Source organism: Segetibacter koreensis DSM 18137 (assembly GCF_000374045.1).
In the GTDB taxonomy this organism is placed as follows: domain Bacteria; phylum Bacteroidota; class Bacteroidia; order Chitinophagales; family Chitinophagaceae; genus Segetibacter; species Segetibacter koreensis.
This window is the reverse complement of sequence record NZ_KB893370.1, coordinates 15,100-36,668: the sequence shown is the minus strand read 5'-3', so window position 1 is coordinate 36,668 and position 21,569 is coordinate 15,100. Positions and strand designations below refer to the sequence as shown.

The 21,569-nt window shown below is 36.6% G+C and carries 26 protein-coding genes; 14 read left to right on the top strand and 12 right to left on the bottom strand.

What is annotated here, in order from left to right:
- The first annotated feature begins 299 nt into the window (after positions 1–299).
- The 13 genes from B154_RS0122975 to B154_RS0122910 all read left to right on the top strand — a co-directional run bounded on the left by B154_RS0122975 (position 300) and on the right by B154_RS0122910 (position 9,963).
- Positions 300–719: a QcrA and Rieske domain-containing protein gene (locus tag B154_RS0122975; RefSeq protein ID WP_018616704.1), complete on the top strand. Its 420-nt coding sequence runs from the start codon at positions 300–302 to the stop codon at positions 717–719.
- 55 nt (positions 720–774) lie between these two features.
- On the top strand, positions 775–1,209 hold the full coding sequence (locus B154_RS0122970; RefSeq protein ID WP_018616703.1) for a thioredoxin family protein: 435 nt from the start codon (positions 775–777) through the stop codon (positions 1,207–1,209).
- Positions 1,196–2,143 carry an FAD:protein FMN transferase gene (locus B154_RS0122965; protein ID WP_018616702.1) on the top strand — a complete coding sequence of 316 codons (948 nt, stop codon included), beginning with the start codon at positions 1,196–1,198 and terminating at the stop codon, positions 2,141–2,143. Before B154_RS0122970 ends, B154_RS0122965 begins: the two co-directional genes overlap by 14 nt.
- Complete coding sequence (locus B154_RS0122960; protein WP_018616701.1) at positions 2,143–2,373, top strand: DUF4266 domain-containing protein; 231 nt, start codon at positions 2,143–2,145, stop codon at positions 2,371–2,373. Before B154_RS0122965 ends, B154_RS0122960 begins: the two co-directional genes overlap by 1 nt.
- A 21-nt stretch (positions 2,374–2,394) precedes the next feature.
- Positions 2,395–3,609, top strand: coding sequence for a DUF3570 domain-containing protein (locus tag B154_RS0122955; protein ID WP_018616700.1), 1,215 nt, complete (start codon positions 2,395–2,397; stop codon positions 3,607–3,609).
- A gap of 388 nt (positions 3,610–3,997) precedes the next feature.
- Positions 3,998–4,657: a PepSY-like domain-containing protein gene (locus tag B154_RS0122945; RefSeq protein ID WP_018616698.1), complete on the top strand. Its 660-nt coding sequence runs from the start codon at positions 3,998–4,000 to the stop codon at positions 4,655–4,657.
- A gap of 108 nt (positions 4,658–4,765) precedes the next feature.
- Positions 4,766–5,545: an FkbM family methyltransferase gene (locus tag B154_RS0122940; protein ID WP_018616697.1), complete on the top strand. Its 780-nt coding sequence runs from the start codon at positions 4,766–4,768 to the stop codon at positions 5,543–5,545.
- 231 nt (positions 5,546–5,776) lie between these two features.
- Positions 5,777–6,268: a YajQ family cyclic di-GMP-binding protein gene (locus B154_RS0122935; RefSeq protein WP_018616696.1), complete on the top strand. Its 492-nt coding sequence runs from the start codon at positions 5,777–5,779 to the stop codon at positions 6,266–6,268.
- 142 nt (positions 6,269–6,410) lie between these two features.
- Complete coding sequence (locus tag B154_RS0122930; RefSeq protein WP_018616695.1) at positions 6,411–6,662, top strand: type B 50S ribosomal protein L31; 252 nt, start codon at positions 6,411–6,413, stop codon at positions 6,660–6,662.
- A 152-nt stretch (positions 6,663–6,814) separates the two neighbouring features.
- Positions 6,815–7,744: a UbiA-like polyprenyltransferase gene (locus B154_RS0122925; protein WP_018616693.1), complete on the top strand. Its 930-nt coding sequence runs from the start codon at positions 6,815–6,817 to the stop codon at positions 7,742–7,744.
- A 195-nt stretch (positions 7,745–7,939) separates the two neighbouring features.
- Positions 7,940–8,353 (top strand): Holliday junction resolvase RuvX, encoded by a 414-nt coding sequence (gene ruvX, locus B154_RS0122920; protein WP_026260371.1) that lies wholly within the window; start codon positions 7,940–7,942, stop codon positions 8,351–8,353.
- Between the two features lie 69 nt (positions 8,354–8,422).
- Positions 8,423–9,001 carry a peptide deformylase gene (gene def, locus B154_RS0122915; RefSeq protein ID WP_018616691.1) on the top strand — a complete coding sequence of 193 codons (579 nt, stop codon included), beginning with the start codon at positions 8,423–8,425 and terminating at the stop codon, positions 8,999–9,001.
- Positions 8,998–9,963 carry a hypothetical protein gene (locus tag B154_RS0122910; protein WP_018616690.1) on the top strand — a complete coding sequence of 322 codons (966 nt, stop codon included), beginning with the start codon at positions 8,998–9,000 and terminating at the stop codon, positions 9,961–9,963. The genes def and B154_RS0122910 overlap by 4 nt, the downstream gene beginning before the upstream one ends.
- Positions 9,964–10,129: 166 nt before the next feature.
- Here B154_RS0122910 and B154_RS0122905 read toward each other — a convergent pair whose 3' ends face one another.
- Positions 10,130–11,188 carry an RluA family pseudouridine synthase gene (locus B154_RS0122905; RefSeq protein ID WP_245542646.1) on the bottom strand — a complete coding sequence of 353 codons (1,059 nt, stop codon included), beginning with the start codon at positions 11,186–11,188 and terminating at the stop codon, positions 10,130–10,132.
- Between the two features lie 361 nt (positions 11,189–11,549).
- Here B154_RS0122905 and B154_RS0122900 point away from each other — a divergent pair, with 361 nt between their 5' ends.
- Entirely contained in the window at positions 11,550–12,416 is an 867-nt protein-coding gene (locus tag B154_RS0122900) for a T9SS type A sorting domain-containing protein (RefSeq protein ID WP_018616688.1), read from the top strand.
- A gap of 154 nt (positions 12,417–12,570) precedes the next feature.
- Here B154_RS0122900 and B154_RS0122890 read toward each other — a convergent pair whose 3' ends face one another.
- The 11 genes from B154_RS0122890 to B154_RS0122840 form a co-directional block, all read right to left on the bottom strand.
- Positions 12,571–12,996 (bottom strand): DUF4293 domain-containing protein, encoded by a 426-nt coding sequence (locus B154_RS0122890; RefSeq protein ID WP_018616686.1) that lies wholly within the window; start codon positions 12,994–12,996, stop codon positions 12,571–12,573.
- A gap of 170 nt (positions 12,997–13,166) precedes the next feature.
- A complete protein-coding gene (locus B154_RS0122885) occupies positions 13,167–14,465 on the bottom strand; it encodes a serine hydroxymethyltransferase (RefSeq protein ID WP_018616685.1) in 1,299 nt (432 codons plus the stop codon).
- A gap of 143 nt (positions 14,466–14,608) precedes the next feature.
- Positions 14,609–14,929, bottom strand: coding sequence for a YbjQ family protein (locus B154_RS0122880; protein ID WP_051084339.1), 321 nt, complete (start codon positions 14,927–14,929; stop codon positions 14,609–14,611).
- Positions 14,930–15,263: 334 nt separating this feature from the next.
- Entirely contained in the window at positions 15,264–15,734 is a 471-nt protein-coding gene (locus tag B154_RS0122875) for a hypothetical protein (protein WP_018616683.1), read from the bottom strand.
- 284 nt (positions 15,735–16,018) lie between these two features.
- Complete coding sequence (locus B154_RS29585) at positions 16,019–16,414, bottom strand: response regulator (protein WP_157580934.1); 396 nt, start codon at positions 16,412–16,414, stop codon at positions 16,019–16,021.
- Between the two features lie 4 nt (positions 16,415–16,418).
- On the bottom strand, positions 16,419–18,065 hold the full coding sequence (locus B154_RS0122865) for an ATP-binding protein (protein WP_018616681.1): 1,647 nt from the start codon (positions 18,063–18,065) through the stop codon (positions 16,419–16,421).
- 3 nt (positions 18,066–18,068) lie between these two features.
- The gene (locus tag B154_RS0122860) at positions 18,069–19,085 is read right to left on the bottom strand and encodes an ATP-binding SpoIIE family protein phosphatase (protein WP_018616680.1); all 1,017 of its coding nucleotides are present in this window, start codon (positions 19,083–19,085) and stop codon (positions 18,069–18,071) included.
- Positions 19,078–19,491: an anti-sigma regulatory factor gene (locus B154_RS0122855; RefSeq protein WP_018616679.1), complete on the bottom strand. Its 414-nt coding sequence runs from the start codon at positions 19,489–19,491 to the stop codon at positions 19,078–19,080. The genes B154_RS0122860 and B154_RS0122855 overlap by 8 nt, the downstream gene beginning before the upstream one ends.
- Positions 19,491–19,874 carry an STAS domain-containing protein gene (locus B154_RS0122850; protein WP_018616678.1) on the bottom strand — a complete coding sequence of 128 codons (384 nt, stop codon included), beginning with the start codon at positions 19,872–19,874 and terminating at the stop codon, positions 19,491–19,493. The genes B154_RS0122855 and B154_RS0122850 overlap by 1 nt, the downstream gene beginning before the upstream one ends.
- Complete coding sequence (locus B154_RS0122845) at positions 19,875–20,735, bottom strand: RsbRD N-terminal domain-containing protein (RefSeq protein WP_018616677.1); 861 nt, start codon at positions 20,733–20,735, stop codon at positions 19,875–19,877.
- A gap of 352 nt (positions 20,736–21,087) precedes the next feature.
- On the bottom strand, positions 21,088–21,336 hold the full coding sequence (locus tag B154_RS0122840; protein ID WP_018616676.1) for a hypothetical protein: 249 nt from the start codon (positions 21,334–21,336) through the stop codon (positions 21,088–21,090).
- Between the last annotated feature and the right edge of the window lie 233 nt (positions 21,337–21,569).

The following is a 21,569-nucleotide window of genomic DNA, read 5'->3' as shown; positions in this document are numbered from 1 at the left end:
CGTTGTTCATTCAATTATCAATTTAGCTTAGTGTTGTTCTTACAAATTGAGCAAATTATTATCTCTCCGATTATTAAAAGCGCTCCTAAAGTAAGTAATCTTACATGTCTTTTTTCTTTCTTCATCATTTATACAAATACTTTAAGTGTTATTGCCTTGCTTTATTATTATTCGTGCTTTTTCTCATGGAGAAGGATTTGCCTCTGATCAATCTTTTACATCCATTAACAAATCTTTTTAAATTTCGTACCCAACCATTCTTTTTTACATCGACATCTAACTCATAAGAAATCAGACTTATGGACAGAAAAGAATTTTTATCATTGTTAGGTTTTAGCTCAGCTTCCATTGCGTTAGCTTCCTGTGTTGCAGGTTGCTCAAAAAATGTCACTTCACGAACAACTGCACCCGCTAATGTAGATTTTACCATTGATTTAAGTCAGGCTGCTAATGCAGCTTTATTAAGCAATGGTGGTTATGTTTACAATAGCGGTGTTATAGTTGCCAGAACAATGACAGGCGCTTATATTGCTGTGCAACAACTTTGTACACATGATACTGTCGCAGTTACTTACCAGGGCGCTTATCACCGTTTTTTTTGTAATGCTCATGGTTCAACTTTCAATGAAACCGGCCAGGTAACAGGTGGTCCAGCTCCAGTAGCATTAAAAACATATAATACATCTTTAACAGGAAATTCACTACGGGTTTATTCTTGAGGCACAGTTTTCATTAGTTATAGAAGCATCTTTTTACTTTAAAAATCAAAAAGTTATGAGTTACCTGTCTGTCCTGCTTCTGTTATTGATGACCCACTCCACCTGGATGACTGATTTTGAAAAAGGGAAATCCGAGGCAGTAGCGTCAAAAAAATTAATAGTATTGAACTTTTCCGGTTCCGATTGGTGCGGACCATGCATAAGATTAAAAAGAGAGATTTTTGAGTCAGATGCATTTGAAAATTTTTCATCAGATAAACTCGTTTTGGTAAACGCTGATTTTCCACGATATAAAAAAAATGAGCTGTCAAAGGAGCAGGTAAAGGAAAATGAAGCTTTGGCCGAAAAATACAATTCATCCGGAAAGTTTCCTTTTACCGTTTTGCTGGATGCCGATGGAAAAGTACTAAAACAATGGGATGGGTTCCCTAATGAAACTCCGGAAAAATTTGTAGACGAAATAAAAACTTTTGAACATGCGGGTAATTGACACCCTACAGGAAACATTGCACAAACGTGTATTACGCCTTATGGGTAACCGGTTTGAGATAAGTGTTGTAAGTGGCGACGAACAATGGGCTGGCAACTTAATAGAAAGTGCAGTATCTGAGATAAGAAGAATTGAGCAACTGCTTACAACTTTTAACGATAATAGCCAAACCAACCAGGTAAATGCATATGCGGGAATAAAACCGGTGAAGGTTGATGAAGAAGTTTTTAATCTCATTTATCGTTCTATCAGAATTTCTGAACTCACACAAGGTGCTTTTGATATCACCTATGGCTCAATTGATAAACGTCTCTGGAATTTTGATAAGACAATGACTTCTTTGCCAGACAAAGAAACTGCAAAGAGAATGGTGCGGTTAATAAACTATAGAAATATAGTTTTGGATAGAGAGACCAGTACTGTGTTTTTAAAAGAAAAAGGGATGCGTATAGGTTTCGGAGGAATTGGAAAAGGATATGCAGCAGACAGGGCCAGGTTAATTTTAGAGCAAAATGGTGTGACAGGTGGTGTTGTAAATGCTGCAGGTGATCTTACTACATGGGGCACTCAACCAGATGGTAAACCATGGACAGTTGGTATAGCCGATCCTAATGCAAAGTACCTTCCCTTTTCTTATATAGACATCAGCAATATGGCGGTTGCCACTTCTGGGAATTATGAGAAATATGTAACAATTGATGGCAAAAGGTATTCACATACTATTGACCCTAAAACAGGATTACCAATATCAGGTATTAAAAGTGTTTCTATCATTTGCAGTAGTGCTGAACTTGCTGATGCACTTGCCACCCCGGTAACGGTAATGGGAATAAAAGCAGGGTTACATCTTGTAAACCAGATGAAAAATATAGCCTGCATTGTTATAGATGATAGTAATAAATTATATACTTCCAATAATATAAAAATCAGTTGATGATAATAAAAATAAGGGATGCCGTCAGCGTTTGCTGTACACTTGCGTTCGCTCTTAGCTTAGCCGCTTGTAGCAATGTAAAAGAATATCAAAAGTCGAGAATAAATGATGCTGAGATGGAATTGTCTGCAAGAAAGGTGCAGAAGTTTGAACAAAATTTCCAGGCGTACAGAGAAGGTGCATCAGGAGCAAACGGTGGTAAAACAGGTGGCGGTTGTGGTTGCAATTAATATAATCCCTTAAAAACATTTATGAAAAAGTTATCGTTGGCAGCTATAGGAATGTATATAAGTATACTAAGTGCCTTTTCTCAAACTACCACTACTGAAGACAGTTCGCTGTACAAAAGCCGGAAGCTAAATCTGGACGAAGTGAATTTTGTATCGGGATATTATCACCAGAATGGAAATAACTCAGCAGTTACTGGTGGCATTGGTAATGAAAAGCTTACTGACTTTGCAAATACCATTGATTTGAAATTGTCTAAATATGATGCTAAACTGCGTAAACACATACTTGGTGTTGAAGTTGGTGTAGACCATTACACTTCAGCTTCATCAGATAAAATAGATCCAAGAACAATCTCTTCTGCATCTATGAGCGATACCCGTTTTTATCCTTCAGCATCATATAATATTCAAAATGAAAAGAAGCGAACTAATTTTGGAGTTGTTGTGTCTTCTTCAAAAGAATATGATTATACTTCTTTTGGAGCAGGTGTAAATTTTACAAAATCGTCAAAAGATAACAACAGGGAGTTTACTGCCAAACTGCAAGCATATTTAGACACCTGGAAAGTGATCTATCCCTACGAACTTAGGCCCGAGGATTATAGCTCCGGATCGCACCGTGATCCTCGAACGACAGATTATAAGCCAAGGGATTCGTATAGCGCCTCTTTATCTTATTCACAAATAGTCAATAAAAGGCTACAAGTAATGTTCCTATTCGATCCTGCTTATCAGAAAGGATTACTGGCAACAAAATATCAAAGAGTATATTTTACAGATGGTTCTAAAAGAGCGGAAACATTACCAGACCACCGGCTGAAAATTCCGTTGGGGGTGCGCGCCAATTACTTCTTGGGCGACAATGTAATTCTTCGTTCTTTTTATAGGTACTACCAGGATGATTGGGGTGTAAAGGCTCATACAATAGATATTGAAACAGCCATTAAACTTACGCCCTTTGTTTCTTTTAGTCCGTTTTATCGTTTTTATTCTCAAAATGCTGCGGATTATTTCGCTGCTTATGGTCAGCATGATGCAGCAGAAAGCTTCTATACAAGTGATTATGATCTTTCAAAATTTACCAGCAGCTATTTTGGAGCAGGTATAAGACTTGCGCCGCCAAAAGGCATACTAGGCATTCAAAACTGGAACAGCATTGAACTGCGCTATGGTCATTATAGTAGAAGCAATGGACTGCAGTCCGATGCACTGACCCTTCATCTAAAGTTTAAATAAAGAAATAAGACACGAGTATTTTTTAACACCTAAAGGGTGAAGTGTATTTCTATGCCCTGACATTTTTAAAACCCACAAAATTTTAAAGCTTTTTATATTTTTTAACTATCAAATCCAGGCAAAAAATGAAAAAGAACCAGCTAACAAACCCGCTAGTGAATTTCCTTCCATTGGTGATCTTTCTACTATTGCTTCATGCAAAAAAGATACTGTTGATACCTCAGCAGCTACAGACTCAACTACAAATCTGCAAACAGCAGTTGCAAATACACAGGCAATTGCAGTTGCAGCGAGCAGGTCAACAGCAGGAGATTCAATTTACGTTGTAGGAACATGTGCCCGAGAGCATCACCGAGATTCCATTGTTTTCAGTAGTCTGCCTGCTGCCGTGACAGATTATCTGACCGGCAATTATGCAGGATATACATTTCAAAAAGCATATGCTGAAAAGGATCGATCAGGCAATACTGCGGGTTACATAGTGATTATCGAATATAATAGTACGCCTGTCGGGCTAAAGTTCAATTCTTCAGGAACATTTTTGAAAGTGCTTGAACAGCGTGAAGGGCATGATCTGACCAGTCATGGCTGGCACCATGGAGGCAGATTTGACGACAGAGATGGAATGAAAAGAGATACGATAGCTCTTAGCTCTTTGCCGTCCAATATTAAAAATTATTTTTCTGCAAACTATGCAAAGGATACTTTAGATCGAGCTTTTATAAACAGAGACAGTAGTATTGTCGTCTTGAGTACTAATAATGGTGCGTTTGCAACCGTGTTTGATGCCGCAGGTGCTTTTATAAAACGAGTTCAGCTTCCTGCTGGTACTGGTCAATCAAATTCCATAGGGTTAGCTGACTTGCCATCAACAGCTCAGTCGTACCTGTCAACAGCTTATCCTAATTATGTTTTTAAACATGCTTTTCAAATAATGCTGAATGGAGCCATACAAGGATATGCAGTTTTTATTGATGCTAATGCAACAAAGTATGCTATAACATTTGATGCTTCTGGCAATTTCGTAAAGGCTGTGACTGTTAGATAACTTCCATCCTTTTACGTTCCGGGCCTTGCTCGGTGTAATCTTAACAAGAACTTCGGCAAGGCTTTTTTCTACATCAGCTTTCTTATCCTCTTCGTTAAAATTGATTGTATGTACGCTACTAACATTGCCAAGGTTTTAAATCAACACAACCTATTTGAAAGAGGTAGCAGACTGGTAGATTTTTTTTCATTGTCCATCAAATCTGCAATGCATAAAAAGAAAGAAGACAATTATGCTTTCTCATACTTTCTTAATTTATTGAAAAAGGAAGCGGCCGTAATTGATACTGGCTACCATACTTGCGAGAACTTATATCTTTTAGCGAAAATGGCTAAACGTGCAGGAAAAGTTATTGCATTAGAAAGTGAGCCCGCTACCTATAATTATCTTTTGCAAAAGAAGCAAATTTTAAAATGGAATAACGTCGCAATAGAACAATTTGCATTTTCTGGAGACCAACAAAAAATGCTGACACGTTTTTCATTACCTGAAAAAAATGGTGCAACTGTAATTGATTTTAAAACCCGAATAAACAAGGCCCCCGAAGAAGTAGCTACTGCGCTAACAATAGATGGCTATTGTATAGCTAATAACATTCACCCCGGTTTTTTAAAAATCAATACAGCCGGCCATGAACTTACCCTGGTAGAGGGCGCAGTTGAAGTATTACGAAAACACAGACCTACTATTATGATAGAATGTGAAGAAAGGCAAACAGGACGAGAAAACATTTTAAAAACATTTGCGTTGCTCACGGATTTGAAATATTCAGGCTATTTTATTCTCGATATGATGAAGATACCGTTAGTAAATTTTGATTTTAATATTTATCAAAACCCCCTTACTAACTTTTATTGTAAGGATTTCATCTTTGAGTATCGCGTATAACCACACAAAGTCTTTCATTTATTTCGTTAGCAATCGTTGGCCTGCTGTTTCTACAACGGCTTTTTTTATAAATTGAATCACTAAACATTTTTCCTGATGCGTGTTCCTGCCTTACTCCATATTTTACTTTTACGGCGCGTTGTAACTCTTTGATCAATTTTAAGAACTGTCTTATTATCAATCTTATTTAAACTATTAAAATCACTGTTTATCTTTGCAAAAATTAGCTGTATGCCATCATTTGATATTACTAGTAAGGTTGATTTGCAAACATTAGATAACGCCGTCAACACGGTAAAGAAAGAAATTCAAAACCGTTTTGATTTTAAAAATAGTCCTGTAGAGATCGAGTTGAATAAAAAGGAATATGTGGTTAATCTGGAGGCAGAAAGTGAAATGAAGTTAGATCAGATAACTGATGTTATGCTTAGCCGAAGTATGAAACAAGGTATTGCTCCTGAAGCTTTTGATTTTAGCAAAGAAGCGTATCCAAGCGGGAAAGTAGTGAAAAAAGAAGTGCCCGTTCGCAATGGCATTAAACAGGAAGATGCAAAAAAGATTGTAAAACTGATAAAAGACAGTGGTTTAAAAGTGCAATCGCAGATTATGGATGATATGGTAAGGGTAACTGCAAAAAAAATTGATGACTTGCAGGAAGTGATAGCTCTTTGTAAAAAAAGTGATCTTGGAATTGCTTTGCAATATGTAAATATGAAATCTTAAAATAAGATATTGCTTAAAATAATTTATAAAATATTTTGGCAATCACCGCGTAAATGCTTTATTTTGCACCTCAAAATTGTAAAATCAATTTTTGCTTTACAATAAAACTTAGTTAACGTAAGCAGATATTAATAAATTTATTATGAAAGAAGGTCTTCATCCAACAAGTTATCGTTTAGTAGTTTTCAAAGATATGAGTAACGGTCACAGCTTTTTAAGCCGTTCGACTGCTAACTCAAGAGAAACTGTGCAGTGGGAAGATGGTAACGAATATCCGGTAATTAAATTAGAGATATCTAATACATCGCACCCTTTTTATACAGGTAAAAATATGCTGGTAGATACTGCCGGACGTATCGATAAGTTTAAAAAGCGTTACGAAAAGAAAAAATAACCTGTTTTCTTTATATTTTATGTAAAACCCCTTCTTGCAAGGGGTTTTTGTTTTTTTACCGCACTCTCAATTTAAATCTCTCATTATTACTCAAACAGGATTTACATTCGGTATTTTTGCAAAAGCACTTTTAATAGAATCTGTAAGGAACAATGCAAAGAGTAAAAAATTATTTGAGTTTAGTAAAATTTAGTCATACCATTTTTGCAATGCCTTTTGCAATGATTGGTTTTTTTTTAGGAGTATTTCGTAATTCCCTTTTTTTCCAGACCGCAAATATAAATAAGACGGCGGGAGGGGGCAGCCGCTTTGCCGAGTTCAGCGGTTTGCAGGAAGCTTTACTTAAGTTTATTTTGGTCGTATTTTGTATGGTAACGGCGCGTAGCGCAGCAATGGCCTTTAACCGCTATCTTGACAAAAATTTTGATGCAAAAAACCCGCGGACAGCAATCCGCGAAATTCCTGCAGGAATTATTTTGGCAAACCATGCTCTCATATTTGTCATCTTTAATTGTGTAGCATTTATCGTTTGTACCTACTTTATAAATACCACTTGTTTTTTATTAAGCCCGGTTGCTTTATTTGTAATTTTATTTTATAGTTATACCAAAAGATTTACAGCACTTTGTCATCTTGTATTGGGCTTAGGTTTGTCACTCGCACCAATAGGCGCCTACTTGGCTGTGACAGGAAAATTTAATGTTTTACCTGTTCTTTTTTCGTTTGCTGTCTTGTTTTGGGTTAGCGGCTTCGATATTATCTATGCCCTGCAAGATGTTGATTTTGATATATCGCAAAACTTGTATTCAATTCCCTCTGTTTTGGGTAAGCAAAAAGCATTGCGTGTATCAGAGCTTTTGCACTTCTTTAGTGCGTCACTTGTTATTGCAGCAGGAGAAATAGCAGGATTTGGATGGTTATACTGGATGGGGGTCACTGTATTTGCAGGTATGCTTATTTACCAGCACTCGATAGTAAAACCCGATGATCTGCGAAGGGTAAATCTTGCTTTTATGACCGCAAATGGAATCGCAAGTGTGGTATTTGCAGTATTTGTTATTGCTGATTTGTTTTTAAAATAAACGAACTTTTTTTATTTATTTGATTTTTATTTAATACAAATCATATTGTTGATACACGATGAGAAAGTACAAGAGTGCGACGCAACGGCAGTATAATTATAGCAGTACAGATGGGTTCAAATACAAAAAGCAAATTTTTAAAAAGTGTTTTATATTTAGCATTACTGATTGTTCATGTATAATTCTTAATTCATATTGCCGCGAATATTATCTATAGATTACGGGTCAAAAAGAACGGGACTGGCAGTGACAGACCCTCAAAAAATAATTGCCACCGGTTTAGCCGGTATACATACAAAAGACCTCGAAAAGTTTTTGACCGATTATTTTAAAAAAGAAGAAGTTGAGACCGTTATAATTGGGCATCCTACCAATTGGGATGATACCGATACTCATGCAACGCCACTTGTACAGGCTTTTATAAACAGGTTTAAAAAGTTATTTCCCGCAATGCCCATTGTGAAGGTGGATGAAAGATATACTTCTAAACTTGCTGTACAAAGCATGGTCGCCGGCGGGATGAAGAAAAAAGACCGTCAAAATAAAAACCTGGTAGACGAAATAGCGGCTACCATAATGTTGCAGGATTATCTTAACACAATTGCCTGACCTAAGATTTGTTGATTGCTTCATTTGGCGGTAATTTTGCATTTTTTAAATTAATTGTTGTAGAAATTCATGATACTTCCTATTGTAGCATATGGCGCGCCTGTTTTGCGCAAGGTTTGTAAAGACATCACACCCGAATACCCCAACCTCTGTAAGTTAATAGAAGATATGTGGGAAACCATGTATGAAAGCAATGGGGTAGGGCTGGCGGCTCCGCAAGTAAATCGCGAGATAAGACTATTTGTTATTGACAGCAGCCAGATTTTTAAAAACCAGGATGAAGAAGATAAAGGAAAGTATGGGGATGAACCCGGTATAAAAGAAGTTTTTATTAATGCCAGGATAAAAGAATTTTATGGCGATGACTGGTCATACAATGAGGGATGCCTGAGCATACCTAAAATAAGAGAAGACATTATGCGTCCTGAAGAAGTGATGATTGAATATTTCGATGAAAATTTCACACCTAAAACGGCGACATTTGTTGGCCTGACTGCGCGTATTGTTCAACATGAATATGACCATATTGAGGGCAAATTGTTTATAGACTACCTTAAGCCGCTCCGTAAAAAAATGCTTCGGGGAAAATTAAATGATATAAGCAAGGGCAAATTGAAGATGGATTATAAGATGATGTATGCGAAATGATAAAAAAAGTTTGTTTTCTATTAATATTGGCCGCTTTATCTTCATCCGCTGCTTTCTGCCAGGATTATTTGTCTGATAAAAAAGATACTACATTCATTTATCAAAATCAGACTTTCACTCTTGCCGATGTTATTGTCCGCAACAATCTTAACGTAGCGGCTTTTATTGATTACGTTAAGAATGATACTACTTTTTATAAAGCTTTCCGCAATTTGCGCGTCATAGGTTATTCTTCTTTTAATGATATTATTATAAATGATAAGAATGATGATCAGCGGGCTTCTTTACACAGTCTAACTACACAGAGCTATAGCAATGGTTGCCGTACTATGCAAACCAAAGAAGAGCAAACGACCGGCGATTTTTACGACAAAAAGGGTAATTATAATTATAAAACTGCAGAAATGTATGCAGGACTATTTTTTACAAAAGGCAGAGTTTGCGGCGAGACAAATATTGTAAAGGGAACTACTTTTTCTGTAAGTAGCAAAAGTGGGATGGAAAAGCACAAGGAGCAGTTGAAACAATTGTTTTTCAACCCCGGCACAAAAATTCCGGGCCTTCCGTTTATGGGCAATAAAGTTGCGTTGTTCGATAAGGATGTAAGTAAGTTATATGATTTCAGGATAGATGAAAAAGATTACCTGGGACAGACTTGTTATGTTTTTACAATCACCCCAAGAACTGATTTGTCTTCAGGAGAAAAAAATGATATAGTTATTGACGAGATGACAACGTGGTTTAACGCTAAAACATTTGAAATACTTGGTCGGAATTATAGCCTTAGCTATAAAGCCGGCATTTTTGATTTTGATGTACAAATGGAGGTGCAATTACAAAAACTGGGAGATTTGCTGGTGCCTAAAGTATTAAGATACAAAGGATATTGGGATGTTATTTTTAAAAAAGCAGAAAGAGCACTTTTTACTGCTACTTTGTTTGATTTTAAACTTCCTGCTTAAGGAAGATAAATCCTAGAGCTCACTACTTCACGCTGTAACCAACAATTTTGGAAACAGATTTCTCGAAAAATAATTGAAAAAGGTCAGTCAGATAGACCAGTTTTTAGTTAAACGAAAATTATTGAAAAGAAGTGGCCGTGTCACAAATTTCGCTTCACAAAATTTTCTATTTTCCTTTTACATAACGTCTCCATTTATCAATTACCTGCTCCATATCAGAAGCAAGTGGGGATGTGAAAAACATGTCTTTGCCTGTTACGGGGTGTTTAAAACCAAGTGTAAAAGCATGTAAAGCCTGGCGATGGCAAATTTCAAGACAATTATCAACAAACTGTTTGTATTTGCTAAAGATGGTTCCTTTTAAAATCTTGTCTCCACCGTAAGTTGAATCAGCAAATAAAGTGTGTCCTATGTGTTTCATATGTACACGTATCTGGTGTGTTCGGCCTGTTTCTAATACACACTCCACTAATGTTACATAATTAAATCTTTCTAAAACACGGTAATGTGTCACCGCTTCTTTTCCATGCTCACCTTCAGGGTAGGATTCGAAAAGTTTTCTGAAACGTTGGTTACGACCTACGTGAGCAACAATAGTTCCCTCATCCTGCTCAAAATCTCCCCACACCAATGCTATGTATTTTCTTTGTATAGTATGGTCAAAGAACTGTTTGGATAGATAAGCAGCGGCCTGCGCAGTTTTTGCCATGAGCAACAATCCACTTGTATTTTTATCAATTCGATGAACAAGCCCATAACGCGGCAGTACTTTTTCATCCAAATCGGGCATTTGTTCTTTCAGATAATAAGCAATTCCGTTTAGTAAAGTTCCCGTGTAATTTCCACTTCCCGGATGCACCACCATGCCTGCAGGTTTATCTATTACGATTACCGCTTCATCCTCATACACTATATTGATTTCCATCGGTTCAGGCACAACATCTGTAGTGTCAGGATGCTCAGTAGAATAGATAACAATTTCTTCAAAAGCTTTTACCTTATGATTAGGCTTAACGGTTTTTCCATTTACCGTGATCAGACCTGCCTCAAGGGCTTGCTGAATTTTGTTTCTTGTAGCGCCTTCAATTCGGTTCATTAAAAATTTATCAATCCTGTATGGTTCCTGTCCTTTGTCTGTTTTAATTACACGTCTCTCAAATAACTCTTCACTCGTTTCTTCAGGCTCCAATTCATTTTCCTGGTTCATAGTGGGTAAAGATAACACAGGAGAAGGTATTTATTTTAAGTCCAAAAATGACTATCTTTTAATATTATTTATATTTTAACTATTATGACTCGCATTCCCGCTCCTAAAAGTTGATTTTAATATTTCCTTATACTGTTGCGTTTCACGTGCCATTTATTTTGCTTTTTACAAATGGATTTGTGCTTTTAAACCCGCAAGGTTCATTTCATTGCAATAGATAGCTCTGCTCACAAAGGATTAGAAGATAGCCGGAAAAGGTTTTTTAAATGATTTTTTAGATCGATAAATATCCTGTCAGTGTTTGCGACACAATATTTTTTTTGAAATGAAGTTTACAAACGTATCCGATTTACTCTATTCAGAATCTAAAAAACAGAAAATGAACTTTTTTACAATTAAAGGCTCTTTAAACAAAAAAAATCTTTTAAATACCTTCAAACCGTCTTTACTTCTTATACTTTTTTTACAGCTTTATTTTTTTGCCGGAGCACAAACGCCGGTAAGAGCTAAACTGGCAATTCAATTGTTACTGAGTACTGAACCTGGTCCTCAGAATACGGCCGATGGGGTAGTGGCTTTTTTTGCTGATAATTTTTCAACATCGATAGGAAATGAGGATTCTTATAAATTCACTAACCTTGACGAAAATCTTGCTATTAATTGTAATGGCACCTTTTTGAGTATAGAGGGGCGTCCCACAATTCATGGAAGCGATACAATAAAATTAGCAATGTGGAAATTCAGGCAAAAGTCTTATTATTTAAAATTGAATGGTGCTAATTTTTCATCATCGTTAAAAGCAGTTGTAAAAGATAACTATTTACGCAAGGAGACAGTTGTTGACCTTGCTTCTTCTACCCTGGTGCCCTTTAGTATTACAACCGATTCTGCGTCATTTGCAGCGGATCGTTTTTCTGTGATATTTAAATCTGGTCACAGAACTTTTTCTTTAAGTGCTGCAATGAAGTTTAGCTCGGCCTTTGAAGAAAGCGTTTCTCTTACAGTTGCTCCAAACCCCGCAACTGGAAATGTAATTACCTTGCTCATAAATAATTTAAAGAAAGGCAGATATGGAGTAAGCCTTTACAGTAGCGAAGGTCAGCTGGTATATTCCGGATCGATAGATTATGATGGAACTTCTGGTACTCAAACTGTTGTAATAGACAAGCGATTACATGCCGGAAGCTATAGTCTGTTATTAACCTGTGGCGATCAGACAATTAATAAAACAGTATTATTTCAATAAAACCAAGTAAGCCCTTGCTGTGCTGTTGCAACCTTTGCAAGGGTTCTTAAAAGTAAAGGAAAACAAAATGAATTGTTTCCCTTTACTTTATTTATACTTTTTATGTTATATGGCATGATGTTGTTACTACCATGCCTAGTGTCTCCTGCAAAATTTACCTTAACCTTTCTAAACTTTTTACCAGCTTATTATCTTTTCTGATATTGACCGCAGCAAGAATAAAAAAGAAAATCATAGCTATTGGCAGCAGTGCTCCCCATAGATAGGATAGTTTTAATATTCCACTACCAGTTTGAAATTTTTCTGCCTGCCATATTTCCAACGCAATGAACGCTACTGATGCTAAAATTCCAAAAATGGTAAGTTTCATTTGAACAGAACGATTCTTAAAAAGAAATACAGCTATTAATGCTGATAAAGCAGCGATAATGGCAACAGCGAATAAAAGAAAATTCTCAGTGGCGAAATACTTTTTTACTGCCTCGCCTGCTAGTGTTCCTTCGTACAATGGTACCTGTGTTACTACAAATCCTGCAATGGCTGCAAGTAAAAGCCAGATGGTTTGTACTCTTTGTATCATCTGATGTGCTGTTTAATTTTTTTTTATTAATTATTCTTCGTTTGTTTCTATTGGTTACAATACAAGTCACCACCTTTCTGTCGCTAAACGTATAATGGGCTTTTTCAAAAGATCGGGTTAAGTTTAGTTTTTATAAAAGCTAACTAACATTGTGCCTTTTGATAATATAACTATACAACCATTTTCTGCTTACCCAATTCCGGATATAAAGGAAACTGTTCCATATATTCATTTACCTGTCTGCGTGCGGAACTAATAAAACTTTCGTCATCGCCATTCATTAAAACCCTATCTATTAAGTTTACCACAAAATCCATGTGCTCTTCTTTCATACCTCTTGTTGTAATTGCAGGCACCCCAACCCTTATACCGCTGGTAACAAATGCACTTTTATCATCAAAAGGAACCATATTTTTATTCACAGTTATGTCTGCTTTCACCAAAAGATTTTCAGCTTTTTTACCACTTATGTTTTTGTTTCTAAGGTCGATCAGCATAAGGTGGTTGTCTGTGCCGCCGCTAATTAACTGGTAGTCTCTTTCAACAAAAGCTTTTGCCATTGCCTGGGCATTTGCTAAAATCTGTTTGGCATAATCAGTAAACTCATCTGTTAGAATTTCGCCAAATGAAACAGCTTTTGCAGCAATCACGTGTTCCAGTGGGCCACCCTGGGTTCCGGGAAACACAGCCATATCAATGAGGTTGCTCATCATGCGAATATTTCCTTTCGCATCTTTTAAGCCAAAAGGATTTTCAAAATCTTTTTTCATTAGTATAACACCTCCACGAGGACCACGCAGGGTTTTGTGAGTAGTTGATGTAACAAAATGACAGTGATCAAAAGGAGAATCTAATAATCCTTTGGCAATTAATCCTGCAGGATGAGCTATATCGCAAAATACAAACGCCCCAACTTCATCTGCCACTTTTCTTATTCTCGCATAGTCCCACTGGCGGCTATAAGCACTTGCTCCGCAAATGATCATTTTTGGTTTAACTTCCCTGGCTTTTGCTTCAAGCATGTCATAATCAACAATACCTCCATCTCGTGTAACGCCGTAAAAGTGTGGCTCGTATAATTTGCCGCTAAAATTAACCTGGCTTCCATGAGTAAGATGGCCGCCCATGCTTAAATCAAGGCCAAGAATAGCATCACCTGGTTGCAGCACTGCGAGCATTAAAGCGGCATTTGCCTGGGCACCACTGTGAGGCTGAACATTGGCGTATTCACAATCAAAAATTTGTTTTAAACGGTCAATGGCAAGTTGTTCTGTCTGGTCAACTATCTCGCATCCGCCATAATAACGTCTGCCCGGGTACCCTTCGGCATATTTATTAGTCAATACCGTTCCCATTGCCTCCATTACCTGAAGGCTGGTAAAATTTTCAGAAGCTATTAGTTCTATTCCGTGCCGCTGACGTTGCAGCTCTTTATTAATTAAGTCAAAAACTACTGTGTCTCTTTGCATGTACGAATTTTTAAAAATGCAAAAGTAATCTTATTTAGATGAAATGAATCTATAAGCCACATTTTTCAATTTATGGTTCTTCTAATTATTATTTATGATTTATTTTGTCGTTTGTTAATAATGGTTTTTGATCTGATAATTTATCAAACCTTTTCTACCATTACAGCAGTACCATAAGCAAGTACTTCTGTCACGCCCTGCATCACCTCGTTCGCATCATATCGCATATTTATTATAGCATTCGCATTTAGTTGTTTTGCATGTTCTTCCATAAGCTTAAAGGCATCTGAGCGGGTTCTTTCACACAATTCTGTATATATTGAAATGTTTCCTCCAAACAATGTTTGAAAACCACCTGCAATATTGCCAAGTAAGCTACGGGAACGAACAACAATTCCCCTGACTACTCCAAAATGCTGTGTAATCTTATAACCTTCAAGATGAGTACTGGTTGTAATAAGCATATAGGGATATTTAGTGTAAGATATAAAAAAGGGCGCCTTTTTTGAAGTATCGGAACTAAGATATTTTGAAATATGCCGTGTTAGTTTAATTGTTTTGAAGGCATTAAAATCTAAAATGACAACAGAAATCTTATAGATAGTTTGCCTATTCGTACACGAAGCTGCAATTGAAACGCTCACCTTCGCTCATATTAAAAGCTGGTGTTGTGTATAGTCTGCACAATTTCCCCAAGCCTTCATTTACATTTCAGCTAATATTTCAAAGGCAGAAAATATTAAGCTTAGTTCCGGTGCGTTTAGGTGTTCTTTACCTCAGAATGCAGAAGGTGAGTTGCTAAGCGAATTGCTTATTTTCGTTATTATTCTGAGCATTATCTACCAGTTCCGTTATTGCCGCTGTCATTAGTCCGCCCATTAAATATAACCCTACAGTCATAAGTTGTGTGCCTGAAGTTTTATTGCTCGATTCTTTTGGAAGGCCAAGTGGCTCAGGTAAAATAACAGCCGATACGCCAGCTGCCAATCCTAATAAAGCAGCCCTGAGCCATACACCTTTTTTATCTCCCATTCCTGCCATGCTATAATATGTGGTATCGCAAACAAGTTCACCCGCAACGGCCCACCGTTGAAGTTCATCCTCTTTCGGTACTCTTTTATTCATGCCTTTTAAGCCTTTTCGTATTAATGCCATATCCAGCAGGTCCATGCGAGGTGCATCGTGAGCTACTCTTTTCAAAGCTTCATGCAGTGACGCAACTGTTAGGGTTCCTGCTAAACCTCCGGCTAATGCAGCAGACACTTTCATTGCAAAAAATTTATGGATTATTAAATGATTTTGACTAATGTGTTATATCAAAATTAATAAAAAAAATGCTGAAAAGCCACTGGGGCAAGGAAGCAGTTGCTACTTGTAGAAAGGGTACAATGTCCTGCCTTAACCGTTAGATCAAGACCTAATGTAGATTCAAAGGTGTCAGATACAATTCGCGTTGATTACCTCTAGTATATCAGACTATGGTGCTGTAGACACAACTGTTTTATCGACTCCTGGACAAACAAAGCCGAATTATAGTTCAAAAAGATGAAGAGCTAGGTTGCATTCGGTTCACACAACATTGAAAAATATTGCGCCGTACTTAAAGTGTCTGCATAACTTAAAGGCTTACATATATATGAATGCGCTCCAAGTTTCATACACTTCTCTTTTTCTACAGCATTTACTGAGGTGGAATATATAACAACCGTTATATTTTTATACCTATGATCAGATTTTAACCGGACCAAAGTTTCGGTACCATTTAATTTAGGCATATTTAAATCCAGAACTATTAAGCGGGGAAGCAAAGTGCAGTTGTTAAGATAGTTTAGTGCTTCAATTCCATTCTCTTCGTAATGGACCTTTTGACCTACTTCAAGCAAAGCTTCTTCGATGAGGTTTAGCTCTTCGGGATCGTCATCAACCATTAATATCTTTCCGTGTTGCACAGTATTAATTAATTGCTTTGTATTTAGCCGGCATGGTAACGATAAAGGTTGCTCCTTTACCTAACTCGCTTTTAGCTTCAATTTTACCGTTATGCAATTGTACTATTTTTCTGCATATAGCTAAACCTAATCCTGTTCCTTTATAAGATTGTATACCATGTAGCCTTTGAAATAAAGTAAATATTTTGTCCATGTACTTTTCCTCAAAACCTATCCCATTATCTTTAAAGTAAAGTACAATTTCGCTATTGGTGGGCTGTTCACACCAGATGGAAATTCTAGAAGGCACTTTATCTTTTGCATATTTTAGGGCATTAGAAACTATGTTATTAAATAGTTGCCGTATTAGAACTGCATCTGCTTCAATAGTGGGTAGTTCCTTTAAAGAAACCCGTGCCTTTTTTTCCAAAATTAATACTTCCATATCTTGTATACACTCCAGAGCAACTGTGTTTAGGTCAACAGGCTTTAAATCGAGCTGTTTGTTGTTTACCTGCGAGAATGATAAAATATCGCCAATAAGATTTCTCATTCTATGCGAAGCATCTATCATATTCTTTAAGTATGTTTCACCCTTTTTATCTACCTTATCTTTGTATTTATTCAGGAGATAGTCGCTGTACAGAATTATCTTTCTTAAAGGTTCCTGTAAGTCGTGAGAAGCTACAAAAGCAAATTGTGAAAGTTCTGTGTTACTCCTGTTTAATTCATTAATATCGGCCTGCAAACCCTCTTCCTTCTTCTTTAGTTGTGTTTGAGCCTCTTCTAAAGTTTTGTTTTCCTGCAGTGTTTTTTCTACTAACTTTTGTGCATTAATATCAACCAGAAATCCTATCCAGTACAAAACGTTATCCCGTTCATCTTTAATGGGTGAAATTGATACAAGATGCCATCTATATTCATTTGTTGCTGCTTTCTTTAACCTGCATTGAGTTTTTATCACAGACGCATTTGATACAATGTTGTTATCAAACAGTATTGAAAATTCCGCATAGTCATCATTGTGTACAACGTTTTTCCATTTAGAGGCATTTATATCTTCTATACTAACTCCTGTAAAACTCGTAAACCAGTCGTTGGCATAAATTACTTCCCGGCTTGTATTAAGAGAAAAAATGATAATAGGAAGGGAATTAGTTAGTGTCTTATATTGACTCTCACTTTCGAGAAGCTTCGCAGCTACTAGTTGCAGTTGTTCATTCTTACGCTTTATTTCTTCATAGGGCGATGTTGGCGGTTCATTGTTGAAATGCCCCTTCCATGTTTCTATGTGACTAGCCGTAAGTTTATGTGAGGATGGAATAAAAAATTGTAGTTCTACAGATGTTTCTGAATCTTTTTGAGAGATAGAGAATTTGTCTGCTAATTTCTTTGCATACTCTAAACCTTCCATGGAGGTGGTGGAGGATTTATCGTCTTTTATTTCTGCTACTATGTACTTGTCTTTTTTTTGAATGTCTGCAACTCCTAACAAAAGACAACCATTTTTCCCCTTTTCAATAGAATTCCTGGAGATCTCTGAAACAGCTGTTGCAAAGGTTGTTTGTGCACCTATACTTAAACCTGCTAGTTCTGCAAGACACATAGCGCGCCTGTTTGCTAAAATCAGGTCCATTTCATTGTGCAGCGTTACGCTTGCTATCTCAATCATGTGCTATAAATTTATTTTAGCAACTACAACAGAAGCATCATCAGTATTTCTTGTTTGGTCTTTATATAAAGCTGCCGTTACAATGGATAAATCTTTTTTATAAATACCCGGATAGTTATTTAACTCCCATTTGGTTTTAATACCGTCACTGCACAAGATAAGATATTGTCCTTGTTCATACGGCGTTTTCTGTTCCTTTAAGCTTCCGGGTATATTATGACCAAGAATGCCGTTATAACTCATGTAATTCTTTGATTGTGAAAAATTACTTAGTTTAGTTAAGATATTTCCTACTCCGCAAATGTTCCACTCCTTCACATCAAAATCAAAGGTTACTACAGTGCCTACAAGCCCCCTTGTTTTTTTTACTGTACGGTGAATATATTTAATAATCTCTACCGGATTTTCTTCATGACAATATTTAAAGCTGTTAATTGCTTCGTCTACCGCTTTGGCTGCGTCAGGACCATGTCCTAAACCATCACCTACAAAAAGCTTAAACTGGTTATTAGTATGTTTATAATAAAATCCATCCCCACATACTTTTTCGCCTTTTTTAGGCACTAAAAGCCCCTTAACCTCTGTAGTAAATTTAGGAGTGTAGCAAGCTAAAGGATTTTGAAAAATCCTTGAAAGAATGACAGTTCCCCAATCTTTTTGAGAATAGATATCAAACTTATCTGATAATCTTTGTAATGCTCCCAAGCCATGTCCTAACGTATGTTTTGTAGATGTCCCATCAAGCATCATTCTTTTTATATCGGCGATACCCGGTCCATTATCTATACAAATTACTTCAACTCCGTTATTACCGTGCTCTTCTATTGCCTTGACCAACAGATAACCATGACCTGCATGTTTAATAAGATTGGAGCAGAGTTCTGCTACAATAATATCTAATTGACCTGCTCTTTCATCTGAAAAGCCTTGTTGCATTCCTAAGGCGTGAATATCTTTTTTAACGAGAGAAAAGTAACTTCTGTCAGAAACGTTTAATAACAGTTGGGTCTTATTATCCATTTTTCCATTTAATTAAGGTAACAGTTGTACCTTTTCCGACAGTACTTTTTATATCAAATTCACTCGATAGTCTTTTAGCACCTGGCAAACCTAATCCGAGACTTTTACCTGTTGAGAAGCCATCTTTCATTGCTAATTTTATATCAGCTATTCCCGGACCTTTATCTTCAAATATCAGTCTAATTCCGTTTTCTCTTCCCTTGCTTATTACTTCAATTGTTGTTACACCTCCATTAGCATATTTAAGCATATTTCTTACCAACTCGCTTGCTGCTGTTATTAACTTAGTCTGGTTTACCAGGCTCATCCCTATTTTTACAGCGAATTCTTTAACGCGGTTTCGGTAAGGAACAACATCCTGCTCCTTCTCTATAACCATCCGGTCTTTGTTAAGTACAATGTACATTATTCTTCGTCTGGTTCACTTTCCTCAATTAATATTTTTTCTTTCAATAATTGCATTCCTCTTTCCACATTTAAAGCAGTATGTACTCCTTTCAACTCCAGACCAAGTTCAATTAATGTAATGGCTACGGCAGGCTGCATTCCCACAACGACAGTTTCTGCGTCCATTATTTTAGAAACACTTCCAATATTACCTATAATGCGGCCCATAAATGAGTCTACTATTGATAAGGCTGAAATATCTATTAACACCCCTCTTGCTCCTGTCTTACTAACCATTTGCACAAGGTCACTCTCCAGGTTCTGAGCAAGGCGATCATATAAATCTACCTGAATGGTAACCAATAAAAAGTTGCCCATTCTGAGAATCGGTATCCTATCCATTTATACTTCTGATTTTGTTGATTTTTTTACTTCCAGCTTTAAAAGCGCGAAAGCATAACGAAGTGCGCTGGCAAGAGTTGCTTTAGTAACAATATTTGAAAGGTCAATACCCAGGTGGACAACTGTTTGCGCAATTTCGGGGCGAATACCACTGATAATACATTCAGCGCCCATCAAACGGGTTGCACTTACAGTTTTAATAAGATGTTGAGCTACTAAGCTATCAACTGCAGGAACGCCGGAAATATCTAAGATGGCAATACTGCTTCCACTGGCTACAATTTCAACAAGCAGATTTTCCATTACTACCTGTGTACGGGCACTATCCAATGTACCGATGATTGGCAGAGCCAAAATACCATCCCAAACACGAATAACAGGGGTAGAAATTTCTGTAATCTCATCGGTTTGGCGTAAAATAACTTCTTCTCTTCCTTTGATAAATGTTTCAAAGGTAACTGCTGCTAAACCGTCTACCAGTTTTACCATTTGTAAAGTAACGGTCATTAAATCATTCACGTCTCCCTTAAAGTCCTTGTGTAAAGCTTGCAACAATGCTTCTCTCAAACTAAAAATATAATAACCTGTCTCTTTTGGCGAAAATCCTTGCCTTGCTCTTGTTATAGATATTCCCGAAATCATCTCATTGAGTGAGTCGAAGTCGGAAGATTGTATATTGGAAATGTTTTCGTCATTAAGTGAATCCAGGAGGTAGTTCAATAACTCATCAGATTCTTTCCTTAGTTCGTCATTACTCATCAGGTCTTCTCTAAGGCTTTCATCTTTTAATTGGTTTTGCATCCACAATTCTAAAATCTGTTTTTTCTTTTTTTGAAGAGTTTTAGCAATTTCGAGTTTCATAAGGTTGGGTGTAGAAAATTAATAAAGTATAGTAAAAACCGTAAATGTAGGGTAAATTTTAGATAAACACATTGAATGTTTGCTCCTGAGTAAAATGCACTCCCATACCAGGTATTCAACTAACTTATACACTCTTCCTTACTGTGCATCGAATAAGTCTTCATTCTTTAACTTTTCGTTCGTCACACCATACTACTTCAATCACATGAACCCATACATGTATAAGGCCGTCAGCATGTTACAGCAATTCTTTCCTTTTATTGGCAATCAAAACAGTTTAACATTGAAACCCGCATTAAAGATGAAGGCAGACGTGTTGTGGCGGGAGCATTGGCTGCTGATCCAAAATCATTTACGACCGTTTAGTTTCAAGAAGTATGAGAGATTCTTTATTGTGGTTTTTTTGAACTTGATTTTCCGGTTTTACCCACGTAAAAATTTCAGTAGCTCGCTGTCCTGTAGATCTTTCCCATTCTAAGTAGTACCACAGCTTTTTATTGTCTCTTGACGGCTTCGATGAAATACTTATATTCATAGAACAAATATAAAAAGGTGTTCGTCGTTTGGTTATAAAGTGGCCGGGAGTGGAATTGTAACCCATTGGTTTTTAAATCATTTTTTTCTTTGCTCGTCTTTTTTTTAGTCGTAATTGTCAGTTTGAATCCTATCAAGCGTACCTAATTATTATTTTTTAAACTTCAGAACTCTACAAATTTTTGCCGCTTTAATACTTGTCGATTTCATAAATTACTCACTTGTTTTTTGAGAGTTAATAAATGGGTTGATGAGATGATAGAAGAAAAAAGCGAGGCTTATATCCTTTCTTTATGCTAA

Coding starts and splice junctions, on each gene's coding strand:
- B154_RS0122975 (WP_018616704.1), top strand. CDS start 300: ATGGACAGAAAAGAATTTTTATCATTGTTAGGTTTTAGCTCAGCTTCC.
- B154_RS0122930 (WP_018616695.1), top strand. CDS start 6,411: ATGAAAGAAGGTCTTCATCCAACAAGTTATCGTTTAGTAGTTTTCAAA.
- B154_RS0122890 (WP_018616686.1), bottom strand. CDS start 12,996: ATGATACAAAGAGTACAAACCATCTGGCTTTTACTTGCAGCCATTGCA.
- B154_RS0122940 (WP_018616697.1), top strand. CDS start 4,766: ATGTACGCTACTAACATTGCCAAGGTTTTAAATCAACACAACCTATTT.
- B154_RS0122875 (WP_018616683.1), bottom strand. CDS start 15,734: ATGAAAGTGTCTGCTGCATTAGCCGGAGGTTTAGCAGGAACCCTAACA.
- B154_RS0122910 (WP_018616690.1), top strand. CDS start 8,998: ATGATAAAAAAAGTTTGTTTTCTATTAATATTGGCCGCTTTATCTTCA.
- B154_RS0122900 (WP_018616688.1), top strand. CDS start 11,550: ATGAACTTTTTTACAATTAAAGGCTCTTTAAACAAAAAAAATCTTTTA.
- B154_RS0122860 (WP_018616680.1), bottom strand. CDS start 19,085: ATGGATAATAAGACCCAACTGTTATTAAACGTTTCTGACAGAAGTTAC.
- B154_RS0122885 (WP_018616685.1), bottom strand. CDS start 14,465: ATGCAAAGAGACACAGTAGTTTTTGACTTAATTAATAAAGAGCTGCAA.
- B154_RS0122960 (WP_018616701.1), top strand. CDS start 2,143: ATGATAATAAAAATAAGGGATGCCGTCAGCGTTTGCTGTACACTTGCG.
- B154_RS0122970 (WP_018616703.1), top strand. CDS start 775: ATGAGTTACCTGTCTGTCCTGCTTCTGTTATTGATGACCCACTCCACC.
- B154_RS0122935 (WP_018616696.1), top strand. CDS start 5,777: ATGCCATCATTTGATATTACTAGTAAGGTTGATTTGCAAACATTAGAT.
- B154_RS0122925 (WP_018616693.1), top strand. CDS start 6,815: ATGCAAAGAGTAAAAAATTATTTGAGTTTAGTAAAATTTAGTCATACC.
- B154_RS0122855 (WP_018616679.1), bottom strand. CDS start 19,491: ATGTACATTGTACTTAACAAAGACCGGATGGTTATAGAGAAGGAGCAG.
- B154_RS0122850 (WP_018616678.1), bottom strand. CDS start 19,874: ATGGATAGGATACCGATTCTCAGAATGGGCAACTTTTTATTGGTTACC.
- B154_RS0122865 (WP_018616681.1), bottom strand. CDS start 18,065: ATGATTGAGATAGCAAGCGTAACGCTGCACAATGAAATGGACCTGATT.
- def (WP_018616691.1), top strand. CDS start 8,423: ATGATACTTCCTATTGTAGCATATGGCGCGCCTGTTTTGCGCAAGGTT.
- B154_RS0122965 (WP_018616702.1), top strand. CDS start 1,196: ATGCGGGTAATTGACACCCTACAGGAAACATTGCACAAACGTGTATTA.
- B154_RS0122880 (WP_051084339.1), bottom strand. CDS start 14,929: ATGCTTATTACAACCAGTACTCATCTTGAAGGTTATAAGATTACACAG.
- B154_RS0122840 (WP_018616676.1), bottom strand. CDS start 21,336: ATGGGTTACAATTCCACTCCCGGCCACTTTATAACCAAACGACGAACA.
- B154_RS0122955 (WP_018616700.1), top strand. CDS start 2,395: ATGAAAAAGTTATCGTTGGCAGCTATAGGAATGTATATAAGTATACTA.
- B154_RS0122845 (WP_018616677.1), bottom strand. CDS start 20,735: ATGAAACTCGAAATTGCTAAAACTCTTCAAAAAAAGAAAAAACAGATT.